The 15,785-nt window shown below is 52.5% G+C and carries 10 protein-coding genes and 1 tRNA gene; 1 reads left to right on the top strand and 10 read right to left on the bottom strand.

Features of this window, described 5'->3' with window-relative positions:
* Nucleotides 1-14: 14 nt before the first annotated feature.
* Nucleotides 15-1,049, bottom strand: a complete 1,035-nt coding sequence (locus SH302x_RS23940) for a tyrosine-type recombinase/integrase (RefSeq protein WP_479365397.1) — start codon at nt 1,047-1,049, stop codon at nt 15-17.
* 108 nt (nt 1,050-1,157) lie between these two features.
* Nucleotides 1,158-1,230, bottom strand: a tRNA-Ala gene (locus tag SH302x_RS23935).
* 213 nt (nt 1,231-1,443) lie between these two features.
* Between SH302x_RS23935 and SH302x_RS23930 the strand changes: the two genes are divergently transcribed.
* Nucleotides 1,444-1,881: a hypothetical protein gene (locus tag SH302x_RS23930; protein WP_479365396.1), complete on the top strand. Its 438-nt coding sequence runs from the start codon at nt 1,444-1,446 to the stop codon at nt 1,879-1,881.
* Here the strand turns inward: SH302x_RS23930 and SH302x_RS23925 are convergent.
* The 8 genes from SH302x_RS23925 to SH302x_RS23890 form a co-directional block, all read right to left on the bottom strand.
* Nucleotides 1,856-2,224, bottom strand: coding sequence for a hypothetical protein (locus SH302x_RS23925; protein ID WP_479365395.1), 369 nt, complete (start codon nt 2,222-2,224; stop codon nt 1,856-1,858). The two genes, SH302x_RS23930 and SH302x_RS23925, sit on opposite strands and share 26 nt — an antisense overlap.
* A 589-nt stretch (nt 2,225-2,813) precedes the next feature.
* Nucleotides 2,814-4,499, bottom strand: a complete 1,686-nt coding sequence (locus SH302x_RS23920; protein ID WP_479365394.1) for a protein kinase domain-containing protein — start codon at nt 4,497-4,499, stop codon at nt 2,814-2,816.
* A gap of 98 nt (nt 4,500-4,597) precedes the next feature.
* Nucleotides 4,598-5,293, bottom strand: coding sequence for a 3-keto-disaccharide hydrolase (locus tag SH302x_RS23915; protein ID WP_479365393.1), 696 nt, complete (start codon nt 5,291-5,293; stop codon nt 4,598-4,600).
* Nucleotides 5,294-5,392: 99 nt separating this feature from the next.
* Nucleotides 5,393-6,421 carry a hypothetical protein gene (locus tag SH302x_RS23910; RefSeq protein WP_479365392.1) on the bottom strand — a complete coding sequence of 343 codons (1,029 nt, stop codon included), beginning with the start codon at nt 6,419-6,421 and terminating at the stop codon, nt 5,393-5,395.
* Nucleotides 6,418-8,880 carry a hypothetical protein gene (locus tag SH302x_RS23905; protein ID WP_479365391.1) on the bottom strand — a complete coding sequence of 821 codons (2,463 nt, stop codon included), beginning with the start codon at nt 8,878-8,880 and terminating at the stop codon, nt 6,418-6,420. The genes SH302x_RS23910 and SH302x_RS23905 overlap by 4 nt, the downstream gene beginning before the upstream one ends.
* Nucleotides 8,881-8,886: 6 nt before the next feature.
* Nucleotides 8,887-12,672 carry a hypothetical protein gene (locus tag SH302x_RS23900; RefSeq protein ID WP_479365390.1) on the bottom strand — a complete coding sequence of 1,262 codons (3,786 nt, stop codon included), beginning with the start codon at nt 12,670-12,672 and terminating at the stop codon, nt 8,887-8,889.
* Between the two features lie 5 nt (nt 12,673-12,677).
* Nucleotides 12,678-14,813, bottom strand: a complete 2,136-nt coding sequence (locus SH302x_RS23895) for a BatA domain-containing protein (protein ID WP_479365389.1) — start codon at nt 14,811-14,813, stop codon at nt 12,678-12,680.
* Nucleotides 14,810-15,781 carry a DUF58 domain-containing protein gene (locus SH302x_RS23890; RefSeq protein ID WP_479365388.1) on the bottom strand — a complete coding sequence of 324 codons (972 nt, stop codon included), beginning with the start codon at nt 15,779-15,781 and terminating at the stop codon, nt 14,810-14,812. The genes SH302x_RS23895 and SH302x_RS23890 overlap by 4 nt, the downstream gene beginning before the upstream one ends.
* Nucleotides 15,782-15,785: the final 4 nt, after the last annotated feature.

Genomic DNA, 15,785 nt, shown 5'->3' with positions numbered 1-15,785 from the left:
GCGATCTGAAGCTCCTAGCCTTTCTTCCGCATCCTTGCCACAGATTCAATCAGATGCGGATTATGGTGCTCTAGGTGAGAATAAGCGGCGACGAGCATTCGCGTATCCTTGTGTCCAAGCAACTCGGCGACTACTGCCGGATTGAGACCGGCCACCAGTGCATCTGTTGCAAACGCATGGCGATACAAATACGCGACTGTGTTCGCGGGAAGGTCCAGCTTGGTCCGTAAACGATCGAACCTCTGGACGACTGTATCTTTCTTCCAGGGGTTTCCCTGCTGGTTGACAAACAGATGGTTGGTTCTAAATCTTAATAGGATCTTCGTCAGGGTTTGAAGGCATGGACTGAGGTAGACGATCAACGGCTTTTTGACCTTCTCTGCCGTTTTGTGACTCTTGAAAACCCAGCAAGTGCAATTCATTCCGACTTTATCGACCGTGACTTCTCGGATCTGCTGGGGCCGAGCTCCGCAGCGACTGGCGATCAGGTAGAGCGCAAAGGGCTTCGATTCCTTTCTCTCCAAACAGTGCAAAACGAGCTTCACATGAATACTGGAGTCGATTACCTCATCGCGATATTCAATCTCGGGAAGTTTCAGGTCAACGAGTCGATCCTCCCGAATGAAGCCTTTGGACTTCGCTCGCTTCCAAACTCGCCGAAGCATCGCGGCAGCTTGTCGCTGGGAATTTTTTTTCCAGGAAATCGAGCTGCCTTCTTTTCGGCCCGGTTTCGGCTCCTGCAGCCACTTGGTGACGATGGCCGGAGTGATCGCGTTGGCCTTCATTTCCGGGTGGTCTTCCGCAAACAGGCTAGCGTAGTAGGTTAGCGATTTGTACCGCTCTACCGACACCTGAGGCTCGATGTACTCCAGGAACTCTGTCAATAGACCTGCGACCGTTGCGGTCTCACCAGCGAATTTTAGACATCCGCGATACTCGGACCACATTTCAAATGCAGTCGTTTCATCTGGATCCAGCCGAATTTCCTTGCCGTCTTCAGTTTTGAAGTACCAGCAATTCAGCCGCGTGCGAAAATATGGTTTTTTCATGATACCCTCCGCAATAGAGGGTAATCAAAACCTTTGACACGTCTGGTCCCAGCACAGTGAACAAAATCCCGTGTAGGGGACTTTTAGGGGACCGACTTACGTAAGTAATGGAGAATAACGGACTTGAACCGATGACCTCTTGCATGCCATGCAAGCGCTCTCCCAACTGAGCTAATTCCCCGCGAGTTTGAACCGAAAGATTAACTCTAACGGTTGGGCCTGTCAAGCTTCCCGCCAAAATGGAAAAGCAAAACAAAAAACAGCCCGCTTCGCTCGTAAAAGCTTAGCGGGCTGTTCATCGACGTCTGTCTGGAGCTAGCAAACGATTCTTGCGAATCGCACCGCCGCCGGTCCGCTTGTCGCGAACTAGCGGATGGTCGTGCTGCTAGCTTGAATGACTCGACGCTTGCTGTTCAAGTATGCACTTGGGTCAACTACTGGTGCTGGCGTAGCCATTGGAGCTGCTGCTGGAGCAGATCCACACGAGCTGCAAGAGCTGCACGAGGAAGCAACGTCACAAGCATCGCATGCATCGCATGCTGACTTGCCACACTTGCCACCAAACAGCTTGGCCAACAATCCAACGCGCTTCTTGCCGCAACCGCTGTCGCAAGCCGATGCACATGGATCACAAGCAGCGATTTCGCAACCGCAGCTTGGAGCAGCACAAGGATCACAAGCAGCCATTTCGCAACCACAGCTTGGATCTGCACCGCAAGCAGCCATTTCGCAACCGCAGCTTGGGTCTGCGATTTCGCAACCACAGCTAGGAGCTGCACAAGAAGCTTTCTTCGAGTGTAGTTTCTTCAGTAAACCCAACAAAGGTTTGTGAGTGCGAGCTTTCTTGCATCCGCTGTCACAGCTTGGAGCTGCACAAGGATCACAAGCAGCCATTTCGCAACCACAGCTTGGAGCTGCACCGCATGGATCACATGCAGCCATTTCGCAACCGCAGCTTGGAGCTGCAGAAGCGCATGGATCACATGCTGCCATTTCGCATCCGCAGCTTGGGCCAGCGCCACAACCTGCCATTTCAACTCCACATGATGGCTCGCATACGGATGTATCACAGCAGGTGCTTGCGCATCCACAGCCGTGTCCGCCGAGCATACGGTCCAACAGACCAAAACCGAAGCTTTGGCTGGCAAGGCTAACGCCCAGGACCATCGACCCAACAATTATGTTCCACTTCATCGACAATCATCTCCCTTATGATTTGAACGCTGAACCTGAGTCATTCGGAGTCACAACCACTACGGCATAGTTAGGAGTCCGGTTTCGGCGCACGAAGCCGCCGCCGAAAGCGCCCTCCAACCGGCGCGGCATTTTGAATTCATTCGCTATGCGGGATAGCTCCTGGACTCGACTTCGTAAACCGTCTCGCAGATCATCAAACTTCTCATTAAATCTAAAGATCCACTTCCTTAGTGACTGTGATCGACCAGCAACCACTGGTCTCTCCCTATCGAACAATGGTCAGCAAAGTAATTTGCTGATAGCGTCCATCCACTGTTCTGCAAGCTTAAGTCGGATGCACCAATTTCGATTTCACAACGAACCGTTTGGAGCGACTTATGCTCTTCCGGCTTTTTCTATCGGTACACTGTCGCTGAGCGCTTGAGCTACCAGGGTGATTTTTCCGCAAATACCCAAAACTGCCGAGCTTTACAAAATGGGGTGACTTTTCCGCCTGCGTTGAGTCGCTTGTCTGGCGAGTTTCTATGCCCGGAATACGCGGCTTTCTAGGCAAAGATCGCCCATTGTTCAGATTTGAATCAACGTTTCTTGCGCTGAAACATTGAGCCGGTCGGTCACCGTGTCTTTGCCAGAATCTGCCCCAAGCTTTTGTCGCTCAGGCTTGGAATCCAAGACGACCCGCGAATGGCAAATCCAGTCATGCAACGACCTGCGGTCTTTGGAGCTAACCGTAAAAATTACCTCAATCAGCAAGATCAAAAGGATCACGACATACATGAGCTCATCGGCCACATCAATGTAGATTCCAAAGTACAATCCCAATGGAGTCAGCCAAGCCGTCGCGTTACGCATCAATCCGCGCAGAAATGACCGCTTACGAGGTAGCACCAATCCATGCTGCTCCGTTACCCGTAGCTGAAATAGATATCGCCCCAGTGTTCGGTGACCATAACGCACCATCGTAAAGTGAACGATCGGCACCGATAGCGACAACAACGCAAATAACCAATTCCAAGGTCGCAACGCATTGCCATAAGCTGCATACGGGGGCGTTTGCAAAGTCGAAACGTAAATCGGAATTGCGAACGGAACAAATGCCAGCAACAAGATCGCTTGGTCAATCGCGAACGCGACCGCGCGCAACGCGATGCCCGCCACCGTGGTGCTCACCGGTCGAATACGCTGTAAGTCGTTTAACAACTCAACGTAGTTGGCATATCGCTGCGACGCTTCTTTGGCTAACAGCTTGTTGACCACTTCCTTCAATTCCACCGGCAGTTCAACCGGCCATGGTTCGGGGTACTCAATCTCTTGCGTCGCATGCGCATTGAGATGATCGCGTACCGAGTTGCCTTCAATGGTGAAGGGCAGCCGACCAAAGATCATTTCAAACAACGTGATCCCAACAGCGTACATGTCACTTTGAATCGAAACCTCCTGCGATTTTACCAACTCTGGAGCCATGTATGCTGGCGTCCCCGAAATCGGTCGATTATTGGTGCTTTCTAACGTTGATCTCGCCAGTCCAAAGTCGGAAAGCTTGACATTCCCAGCAGTATCCAGCAACAAGTTGTTCGGCTTGATATCGCCATGCACGATATTGATTCTGGAAGCATGCTCCAGAGCTCGAACTAATTGGATCGTAATTCGGATTGCATCGGAGTATGGAATCGGGCCACCAGCTAACCGCTCTCGCAAAGTCTTACCTTGTACCAACTCCATTGCCAAAAACGGTTCGGCTGATGTACGTCCTACATAGTAGATGGTGACAACGTTGGGGTGATTCAGTCTGGCTTGCGCAACTGCTTCGCGGACAATCGCCGAGGTCAAAGGTTGTTGATCGCTGCCATATTTGACTTCGTTGATCACTTTCACCGCGACATAACGTTGTAGTGATGTGTCTAGCGCCCGATAAACGGCTCCCATTCCGCCCGATCCCAATAGATCTTCCAGCAAGAAGTGACCCATCATCACGCCCGATAGCTGACCCGAATGGAACGTGGGACCGGCGTAGGTTGAGAAATTATGATGATCGTCCGGGTCATTACTCTCCTGACCCACGTCCATCGTAATCGCATCAGCCACTTGAGAGGCGGCATTAAAAACGTGGCCACATTGAGTACAAGCGGTGGCGATATCCTGGGAGACTGCCACATTCGCTCCGCAAGCACAGCGTCTCACTGCCGCTTCGTGAAGTTCAACTTCTTCCTGAGCGGCATCATGGAGATCGACATGGCTGGAGGAACTGGTCACAGGAGATAGTAAGCGAAAAGAAGGCAAGGTAGGGTCCGGTCGCTCCAGACCCACACCTTTAGTATAGCTTCAACACGGCCAGAAAGCACGAGGGACCGCTAGTCCAGCTTGCGTATCTGAATATTGCGATAGGCGACTTCATCATTGTGATCTTGCAAGCAAATATAGCCAGATGTGGGTTTGCCGAACCCTTCGAACTGTGCGAATTTGCTGGCCGCAACCTTCTTGTCCCAATCGTCACTGCCCTTCACATATTCACAATACTTCACCCCATTGACGTAGTGTACACATTTTTCTGGAGTGATAATAACGTGCAACTCGTTCCACTCTCCAGCCGGTTTGGTGGCGTCGGTTTCAGCGGGATACAATTGGTACAACCAACCACATTTTTGTGGATCGTGGCCCGCGACGTTGTCTTGAATCTGAATCTCAGGCCCAGTTTGCCATGGCGTCGACGCGGTTTCTTGGACATGGTAGATCACTCCACTATTACCGCCAGAAGCAATCTTGAACTCCAGCTTGAGTTCAAATGCTCCGTACTGCTCCTTGGTCATGATGTCGCCCGCATTGCCGACGCGCGTCAATGCTCCGTCGACAATCTTCCAGCCATCACTGACCGTGTCTTTTTTGTAGTTTCGCCAACCATCCAGCGAACTGCCATCAAATAAGACTTGCCAAGGTGCTGTCGATGCGGTCACACCAGCGACTTGCCCGCCGGACACTTCTTCCGCAAAACACAAGGATGGAGAAAATGACTCGGCTAGAACAATCGCGATCAGTAGCTGTTTGAACATGGAGGTCTGCTTTTGGTTTGAGAGAGAATCACTGCCAAGAATTATAGCCTGCACAGCAGCGGCAAGCCAGCTAGGTATCTCTCCGAAGCAGAACCATCCCTAGGGCAATGAATCTTCCGCAAGCGAGTTGTGATACACAGCACTCAATTGCAAGAAAATCTTCTCTAATTCATCATAGTAAGCATCGGCATCCATTGCTGCTTTTCGTTTTCGCAGCGTTTCAATACGTGCTTCATACACATCTCGCTGTGCAAGTTGCTCTGCCGTAAGCTGCAGCGACGTGCTGTTTCGAACGAAAGCGAGTTTCCTGGCCACCGCACCATCAATGGGTCCGTCTTTGCCACCGGCTGGCTTGACACTCAAACCATCATAAAAGTCAACCAGAGTACCCTTCCCGTCGCCGTTGTCATCAAGGATCGCATGCTCGGTCGCCAATCGATTTTGGTCTTCATAGAAACGATTTGTGCGTCGACTAGCAGAAAGAAATGCCTCTAGTAAGGAGACCTCTTGGTCATGGTCTAAATCAATCGTAAGGTCATTGATGGATTCGGCAAAAAACTTACCAAAACGACTGACATTAAACTCCGCGCCGCTCTTGGTCGCTGCAATCACCAAACGGTTAGGATGCGCCAATTCAGGAACCCAAGCACCACTGGTGGAAAAACAGGCCGCCACCACGGTCGTGGCTGCAACCCCTTGGATCGCGTCCTTGACGTCTTTGGCCGAGACGTCAGCACCACGGAGATTGAAGTTGGAAGCTTGACGACTGGTGGTACCATGCCCAATCATGATCAGCCAAGCATCGGACTGCGCGTCTAGACTACCCCATTTGGCTAATGCATCCAGCAGTCGATCTCGGTCGCTGGAATCAGCCGCATCGTTTTCGCGAGTATCGAGCCCAATCAATTCGTATTCACGCGAAGCCGCTTTGCAGGCTTCTTCCCAGCTCTCGGCGGCCTCGCGGAACATTTGCTCATACTCCGGCTCTCCACCAGCACCAACAACGATTATGACTCGCTTGGTCTCGCCAGCGTCTTGCTGATCGGCAACTGCCAGACGCGGAAGCATGGCCTCAAAAACCAGGACGCCTACAATCAACAGTGGTAATCTGCAACTCGACCAACTCATGGCAGTCCTCTCCAGCGGCGCAAGCCCCATTCGCTCATTAGTAACAAAAATGCAAAGCCAAGAATGGAAGCTTGGTGCCACATCGGTTCGACTCGACGGACGGTTTGCGTAACGTCCATAAAAGGCAACTGCTCCGCGATGCGATCAAGCTCGTTGAGTCGCAAGACTTTACCGCCACTTCTCTCGGCAAGGCTTTCCAGCAAAGATAAATTCGGTTGCAAGCTCGCAAATTCGTCTGCCGAGCGATTGATCACGAATCCTGCGCTCGATTGACCAAGCGATTCTCCAGAAGCGTCCGTCCCCTTGGCATGGACGATATAAGCACCATCGGCGGTCGGAAAAACTTCAGCCAAGAAACTACCAGCAACTGCGTCGCTGGGTCGCGCCGAAAGTTCAAATTCATTTCCGTCGGGATTTTGTACCGTCAAGTTGATATTGGCGTCGTCACGGGGTTTGAATTCTTCATCGCGAACACGAACGTCGATTGTTTTAGCATCCACACCGGCCGCCAAAGTAGCTGGCATCTCCACAGGAATGCGAACTTCAAATTTCGCAGGCACATCGGTGATCAACCACCGAAACATTTGCCGCCATGCGATCAGGGCTTCGTTGGGTGGTGGCGGTTGTGGCTTTCGCAAGTTCAGTACTGCGTCCAACTCATTTGGTTCGTCCAGCGTAGGATTTCGCATCGCCCATCGCCAGAAGTCGCTCAGCAGTAACGCTGCGGTCTTGCCTTGCCCAAATCGCTGCGTTGCCAGCAGCGGCTTTTCTTCGCCAGCGGGGCTCTCCCCCTGCACATAAACAATTGCGCCAGGCTTCACTCCGCTGGGTACGTTGGCAGATTGAAAAACAGGCATCTTTTCCAATCGAGCGCGTTCCTGAGCTTCCGTCTCCTTGATTCGCAGTGACGGTTGCAGCCAGCCTTCGCGTGTGAGCTGGAATTTTTGGAACGGCATAGAAGTCGATTCGGACGAAAAGTAGAAAGGCATCATCTGCGCAAATGAACTGGAAGCAAAATTCCTTCCACGAAAGGCCTCGGTGCCTCCTAGCATCAATACCGTTCCACCTCGCTCGCTGACAAATCGACGTATTAATTGCTGTTGGCTGGAGGTGAAAAAGTCAGCTTCAAGATCATCGATCACCACCATATGGAAGGCAAACAGCTCGCTTTCAATCGTGGGAAAGCCACTCTTTAGCTCCGTTGCATCCTTGACTCCCAGTCGAGTGAACACGGCTTCGTCCGCTTGCTCGGCAAGCCCATCGGGGTCGTCTTCAAAGCCTTCAAAGAGACTATTGGTATCGCCAACTTTATTATCTCGAAACGCAAACTTGGCTTCCCGTTTTGCAATCCGAATCAATCCGACCAAGTCCATTTCCGAGTCCGCTGCTAACGCTCGTCGAATGAATTTGAACTCCCAATTCGGACGTCCAGAGACATACAGGATGCGGTAGGGACCCGTCCCACGGTCAACGATTACATAGCGACTGTTATTGTCGAGCGTAGCTTCCTTGGTTCGAGTCGCATCGTTGGGCAACTGCGATTCAGCGGCCAAACGAGCAACCAACCGATAGCGTTGGACACCGGAGTTCACGGCGCGGAATTGCAATTGCACGCTATGCTCATCGCGCTCCTTCGGTAGCTCAAATTTTTGTTCAAGCACTACCTTGTCTGCTTCATCCAGCACACGGAGCACCGCGGACTCTCCACGCACACCCTGCCCCGCTAGCCGTACGTCAAAACTGATCGGTGAAGTTTCGAAATTTGCCACCGCCACGTTGACTTGTGTTATTCCCAAATCGACCAGCTTGGTCTGCTCTCGTAGAAGTACCGGGTAGATGCGATACCGTTGTTTGGCTTGACTTGAATCCCATTGGTCGATCATCAACTGCAAACTGGCAGCGTCCGTTGCATTGCCATCGGTGAAAAGAAACATCGCAGCAATCGGTTGACGTTGCATACGCTCTTCGAACAAGCGGATCGCTTGGCCGACATTCGATTGCGTTTGGTCCAAAGGAATCGCCGCTAGGTCTTCGACCGCATTGGACTGGCTGCCAAAAGCATATCGTCGCACGGCAAAATCCTGAGCCACGCGGCGTTGCCAAGACGCATCCGTCTGCAACGTGTTTTGTTGGATCGTTGTCAGTTGGCTGTCGCTTAGCCCGATCGTCATCGACTTGCTAGCATCCAGCAATACACCCACGACATTCTCTTGCGGCCTCGGCCATTCAAAAGAATTCATCGGCTCCAACAAGCAGATGGCAACCAACGCAAACCCCGACAGCTTTAGAAACATCGCGAGCCAAGTGGCAGGTCGATTCAGCATCCGATGCGACGCGTAGTTGTACAGCATGATCAGCAGCAGCAGGATGATCGCAGCAACCACCCACGGCCACCAAGCTGGTCGGTTGAAGACCAGGGCACTCACCAGTAGCGATGATTCAATAATTCCGTTAAGCACTTGACTTTATCGTCCTGAGCCGAGGTTCTCGTAATAAATCTGAACGGCGCGATCGTATCCCGGAGGTACTGGATCATTATCTAAGGGAACAATCGCAGTGTTGCCCGCCCGCTTGCGTTGCAGTTCCAAACCGACCTTATCAATCAACTCGTCCAGCGGACTGGCAATCAATTTGTCAACCAACTCTTGCTGCGGTTCCTTCGCATGCCGCGTGTACTCAGATCGCATCTGACGAGCGGCCTGCCGAATTCCTTCCGCCAAAGCTCGGTCGTCCCGGTTTTCCAATAGTTGCCCAACTTCTCGCAGTGCGCTATTGAAGTCGCGGAAGGCTTCGCCGGTCAAAGGTCGCTCCGATGCGGCCGCTTGCTCTTGAGCGAACTGTTCTAATTGATTTAACAACCCGCCCCCGCCCGCCCCACCGGCCTGGCGGTTCCCTGACTGCGATGGGTTGCCCTGTTGGGAACGAGCCCCCCCGCGCTGGGAAGGTTGCCCCGCCTGTTCCGCTTGCGAATCGCTCGCAGGTTGAGAGCCTCCCGGCTGGCCAGCGGTAGCAGATTGCTGGCCGGACGGCGGAGCCTCACTTGCGTTTGCACCTGACCCAGGATTCTCCGGTGTATCACCTTGTTCCGGCGGGTTTTGTCCACTACGGTTCTGCCCCGAGCCGGGCTGTTGACCACGACCTGGTTGGTCTTGGTTTGCACTTGAAGAATCTGCCTGTTCAGCACTTGCCTGTTCAGCACCGGCCTGTTCAGCACCGGCCTGTTCAGCACCGGCCTGTTCCGCACTTGGCTGTTCGTCATCGTCGGATTGGCTAGATTGGCGATTGGCCTCTGGTCGCGATTGTCCCAACTCACGGTCGATCTGCTGCCGCAGTCTTTGCAAGTCGGCAGCGGCTCGTTCCAAGTCAGCAATCTCGCTGCCCAACACGTTGCCGGCGGCACTGGAGATCTGCTGCTCAATAGCTTGCATCTTTTCCAAGCTTTCGTCGGCCAATCGTTGGGCTTCTTCTGGCATCGCGCGATCCATCAAGATGGATTGGCCTTGCAACTTCTCATCCAATCGTTCGCGCTGGGTCTCCTGGAAAGTTTGATATAGCGAGTCGGCCACCAATGGCTCCGATTGCTCGGCTTGCAGGACCGTGTCTTGGAGAGATTTTTGAAGCTCCTTCAATAACTCACGCTGTTGCTGGATCTGCGATTGCAAATCCTCTTTGGAAGTTTCTGTTCTCAGGCCAGCCGACTCTCTAGTCGTCCCGCGAGCCTGCATCGTCTCTTGAACTTGTTGCTGCTTTTCAACTAGTTCCCTCGCTTGGGAACGTAATTCTCGTAGCGAGTCGCTCAAAGCCTCCGCCGAATTCTGCCGCAGTTCTTCTTGCGTTTGGTTCAGTGACTGCTGTGCTCGGGTGCCCGCTGACAAAGCTTCCGAAGCTTTGCCTTCGCGTAAGCTTTCGGTGGCTTGTTGAAGCGATTCACGCGATTGCTGGGTTTGTTCTGCTGCTTGCTGCAAGGCTTCGGACGTTTGCGATTGGTTCATTTCGTCCAGCAGTTCATCGGTGTCACGCAATAACTCTTCTTGAGCTTCTCGCAGTCGTTTCAACTGCTCTTGCGCATCACGTTGTTCTTGTTCTGTAGCCGCCTGTTGCAAGGCTGCTTCCAGTTGCTGGATCTGTTCGTTCAAATCGTTTTGGCGTTGAGCCAGCTCCTTGAGTCGCTTTTGTGCATCTTGTTCAGCGGATGCTGCTTCCGGTTGACTTTGGCTTGCCTGGGATTGCGTTTCGTAGCGATCTTGTTCTTGATCCAGTTGCAGTTGTTCGATTTGTTGGCGTTGCTGCGCGGCTGATGCGCTGCTGGACTGGCTTTGGCTTTGCTGCTGTGAGCGGACAATCTCATGCTCGCGGGCTCGCAGCTTCAGCAATGCTCGATACGCTTGTTGTTCGCTAGTAAGTGCCTTCGTCAAACTGGGCGTCCAGTTTTCAAGGTTGGTCGCTTTGAGCGTGACGAGTGTCGCTTCCATAGCCGCGTCGGCTTCATCTGCAGCTTTTGAGCTGATCGCGTCTTGTAGTTCGCCTTTAAGTTCCGTCAGTTGCACGAGAGCTGTGCCTTGCGAATCCACCAGCGTTTCGATGTCCGCTTGCCACAACTCGTTCTCTGTTCGCTCGCGACGATTCAAATTCCAAGTTGCGGAAATAATCTGCTTCTGCAACTCCAGCAATTTCTCGGCTTGTTGACCCGCATTGGATTGTTGCTGTTGTTGCTGCTGTTGTTGCTGGCTACTAGGCGATTGGCCTTGGCGGAAAATTTCTTCAAAGGGACGAACTTCTGCGAAGAACAAATCGCTAGTAGTCCTTCGTAAATTGCCATCGGAATCATAATCTTCAGCCCAAAACCAATAAGTCAGCAAGTCATCTGGACTGGCCTGCAGCGATTCCATATCGAATCGATTCTGTGAACTCGCTTTCTTCAATTGAGCGACTTGGTAGCTGAGTTCCTTTTCTTGGTCTTGAAAGGTGTAACTGATTCCATGTTGAACGATGCCATAATCATCAGCGATATCCGCGGCCGCAACCCATTCTTCAAGTGGTGAAACACTGCGATCGGCACCTGCGGTCAGTTTGATGGTCGGCGGCAAATTCGGGGTGACCGTTACATGTAGAAGACTGTCTAACTTGGCTGAGCGCCCACGCTCATCCTGCAATTCAACCTTCCATTTGGAGGACTTTTGCGGCGACATCGTAATTGTCCGAACAAGCGGATCATCCGTCGTTTGCGAATCGATAATCTCTCCATTTTCGTCTATGACGCGACATACCGCGACGTTTTTGTTCAAGAACAACTTCCACTGCAGCGACGTTCCTTCCACCATTCGCACGCGTTTGGTGTTTTCAATTTTGCTATCTGGCAGTTCCGTGTATGCGGGGTATTTTAAATTCGCATCGGATCGGACCAATTCCGGATAATCAAAGACGGTGATGCGATACGAATCGGACTGCACGCCGTCGAATTTAACAAAATAAGTCAAGTCGTTGCGAATATCAGAAATCAATTGAGAATAGATCGGGTCCTTCAGCGCGCGTCGCATGGAAGCCGACTGCTGGGTCATCAACGACTGCGAGGTCGGCGCATCGGCAGTGGGCTCTGGGCTGACAATCAACTGCACATCCAGTGGGCTTGAATCGCCGAAGGTGGCTGCTATCGTGATCGAGCTACCGCGTTCTACTTCCACCGTGCCCGGATCGATCTTCATGCCACTTAAAGTCTCCAGTGAAGCGACCGTGTTGGAACCACCTAGGCGACCACTGGCAGGTCGAGTCGAGATTAAGAACGCAAGCCCGCCGAAGCCACACAATAGCATCAAGTTCATAACAGCTAGTGCAACGCGTTGCTTGAGTGAAATAATTCTTGTCCAAGAATGACGGTTCGCATGTTGCAACGAGCGCTCCCGCACCTCGCGGCTGAGTAACGGGTTGCCCCAGAGACGAGCTTGCGGATCTACGGCAGTCACCAAAGATTGCCGCAAATCGGGATATCGCTGCTCTACAAGTTTCGCCAGCGCTTCTGACGACGGAGCGTAGTGGCGGATCATCAACCGGGCAGCCAGTAGCCACACAAGGCAAAAGCCAATGATGCCAATCAGGAAATCCCGATTCCAAAGCAACGCTTCACGTTGTCGCCAAAAGAGCACGCTGCCCAGCGCTAACAAGATCGAAGCAAGTATTGCAGCGGCCCATCGCATGCGAATACGGTTTACTCGCTGCCGCACTTGCCAAAGTTTCAATTGTACTTTATCAGTCATATCCACTAGCTCTCCAAAGCAGTTGTTCTACCACGTGCCGAGAACAAGGTCTCTAATCCAATCAACGCCAAGCCCGCGACCAATAGCCAACGCCACCATTGTTGGCTGGCTTCTAGTTCTGTGTTGCGCATTTGTCGAGCGCTTGCGACCAAGCTTTCTCGATCCTTGATTTTATCTAGCTTAATTCCATATTGCTCAAACTGATCGGTTCCCAAAGTGACCGTACGGCATTCGCTGCGCACTAAGTTGGCGGCTGTTGTTCGAGTGGAACCGTCTTGCAAAGTGCATTGGTATAGGCCAGGCATCATCGGCGTGAAGGCTTGCGAATCAATCTTTTCATCCTTGCCATCGGGCGTACGAATCGAAGCGATCTCCTGGAGTTCTGCTGCGTCAATCGCCTGCCCCACGGTCCACGCGACCGGGATGGTCGATTCGCTGGGACGCGAGATCATGTTTAACAGCATGGGAACAAACTTGGTCGACAACGCCAATTGCGAGTCGGTAACTTGCCACCCACTGGTTAGTACGTAAACCAAACCATCGCCACGGCGTCGTTGCAGCATGGCCGGTTTACCAGAATCAAAGGACACAATGCGTTGCCATCGGTCTTCTTCCGCCAGCGACAGTTCTCTCGCTTTCCAAAAATGGATCTTGGCAAAGTTATTCGATTTAGGATCGTTAAAGGGAGCGAAGATGGGATTGCGAAAGTCAACGTTCTGCCACAATAGAAAGTCCTTTACGGACGCTTCGGCAATGGTTACGGATTCGTCATCAAACGTGCGCTTCCACCACTGGTCGAGTTCATCCGGTTGAGCAGGCAGCGAATCGATCACCAGCAACAGCTTTCCTCCCGCGCGGACGTAAGCATCCAACCGCTCAGACAAAACCGCTTTGACGTCGCTATTGACGACCACCAAAGCAGGCAGTGCGTCGCTGGTCAATTTCGACTCAGCCTCTGATGTCGTGATGACGTCAGCGCTGGGTAAGTCCAAAGCCGACGCCGATGAGATCTTCTTTAGGAAGTAGCCTAGCTCTTGCCCGTCGGCCTCGATTTTACGGTCGCTGATATAAACAATCTGCCTTGGTTTTGGCTTTGGCTGATAAAAGTAAAAACTGTTTTCAAACGTCGTTTCATCGCCGGTCAACTGCAGGCTTCCTGTTTCAAAGCTTGGGCCGTTGATTTGGATAACTCGCGATTGTCCCGGTGGCACATCAAAGGTGCCAACGACTTTCTCTCGCAAGCCCGCTTCCTGGGAAATCCATTCCAGCGCGATCGTTGATGGGCTAGCTTGGGGATCACTTTCAATTCGAACTCGATAACGCGAATTGGTTTCCGGCGTCGACGCTGTGCTGTTGGGCTTTACCGATTCTCCGCTGGCATCCAGTTTCCCCAACAAAGTTGCTGTGACGTTGGACTTTATGGAAGGTTGAACCGCGGAGACCACTAAGGTTAACTCTTCAGGCCACTGCATTGCTCGTAACTGCTCAACGCCCTCGCCAACTTGCAAATCACTGATCAAAATCGCTTCACATAATGCGCCGGGATTCCAAGCCGCCGTGGAACGATAGCCCTCGTACTGATCGATGGCTGTCTGGAGTGCGGTGGCATGATTGGTACCTAGCCATGTCGGTCCCGTGGCCTTCAATCGACCAAGCAGTTCCAGGGCTGCTTGTTTAGAGGCTGTGCTTTCGGAGGCTTCGGTTTGTTCAGGAGCCAGCAGGATTTCAGCCGTCTGATCGAACAGAACGATTCCAATCGCATCGGTTTCTGACAGATCGTTGACAGAAGACTCCGCCTTTGCGATGGCTTGCTGCCATAAATCGCCACGCGACATGCTAGCGCTGCGATCAAGCAAGATGATTCTCAGTCGAGTTGCGGTGTCAATTGGGACATCTGCAGCAGCGGGCAAGAATGGACGCGCGAAAGCGAAGGCAACCAGTCCCAGCACGGCTGCACGCATCAGCAACAGTGGCCAATTGTCGATCCGACTGCGACGATTGACTCTTGGCGGGGATGGCGACAGGAACATCAGTGAGCTAAAGACTTCGTCTTGCCTCGTCTGCCTGCGAATCAAGTGCAGTACCAGCGGTACAGCCAAACCAGCTAAGGCTGCCAAGTACAGCGGAGCGAGAAAATTCATCGAGCCCCCCCTGCACTGCTGCGAGAGCGTCGAATGAGCCGTGTGGCGGATCGCTGCCTTGCCGCCAGCCATTGGGTAAGCAGTTCAGCAAACGGCTTGTCGGTGCTCCACTCCAATAGTTCGACTCCAGAGGCGTCCAGCATTTCTACCAAGCCTTGTCGATGCGCTTCGAAGCGTTCTTGATATTGCTTAGTCGCAATGGCAGGATCGATATACATCAGCCGCCCAGATTCAGCATCTCGCAAGGTTACGGCTGCAGTGGGTTTGAAGTTGATTTCGCCCGGGTCCAGCACTCGAATACAACAAACTTCTTGCCCGCGAGCACAAACCAAATTCGTGGGTAGCTGCAGTTGGTCCAGTGGTGCCAGAAAATCAGAAATCAAGACAACTAGCCCGCGAGATGCGATTGATTCCGCAATCCGCTGTAGGGGCAAATCAAGCCGTGTGGCGTCGCCGTCAACTTGAGATTCGATGGTGGCGGTGATCCGTTGCAACTGGCCATGCCGTCGGCGAGCTGGAATGAAATCGCGAACCTTTGCGTCAAAAGCGACGAAGCCAACTGCATCGCGCTGCTGCCATAAATAATGAGCGAGTGTGGCGGCGATAGTTTGCGCATATTGAAGCTTGGTGTAACCGATCGAGCCATAGGACATCGATCGACTCAAGTCCAGCAAAATATAACAGCGACGATTAGTTTCGTCCTGATACTTCTTCACACAGTAACGATCACTGCGAGCATACAACCGCCAGTCAAGGTTTCGAGGGTCATCGCCGATCACATAAGGCCGATACTCGTCAAACTCGACGGAGAATCCATGCAGCGGGCTGCGATGCAAACCGGTTTGAAAGCCATCGACAATTAGCTTCGCCCGCATCTGAAGATTTTTAATTTGCAACAGCGCAGCGGGATCTAGTTGACCAAATTGTCTGGCGTCTGCGGTTCTCGCTTGATTGACAGCATCTGACATGCGA

The sequence above is a fragment of the Njordella calcicola genome (genome assembly GCF_056494125.1).
This window is presented reverse-complemented; position numbering and strand designations above follow the sequence as displayed.

Coding starts and splice junctions, on each gene's coding strand:
- SH302x_RS23940 (WP_479365397.1), bottom strand. CDS start 1,049: ATGAAAAAACCATATTTTCGCACGCGGCTGAATTGCTGGTACTTCAAA.
- SH302x_RS23895 (WP_479365389.1), bottom strand. CDS start 14,813: ATGAATTTTCTCGCTCCGCTGTACTTGGCAGCCTTAGCTGGTTTGGCT.
- SH302x_RS23915 (WP_479365393.1), bottom strand. CDS start 5,293: ATGTTCAAACAGCTACTGATCGCGATTGTTCTAGCCGAGTCATTTTCT.
- SH302x_RS23900 (WP_479365390.1), bottom strand. CDS start 12,672: ATGACTGATAAAGTACAATTGAAACTTTGGCAAGTGCGGCAGCGAGTA.
- SH302x_RS23910 (WP_479365392.1), bottom strand. CDS start 6,421: ATGAGTTGGTCGAGTTGCAGATTACCACTGTTGATTGTAGGCGTCCTG.
- SH302x_RS23930 (WP_479365396.1), top strand. CDS start 1,444: ATGACTCGACGCTTGCTGTTCAAGTATGCACTTGGGTCAACTACTGGT.
- SH302x_RS23890 (WP_479365388.1), bottom strand. CDS start 15,781: ATGTCAGATGCTGTCAATCAAGCGAGAACCGCAGACGCCAGACAATTT.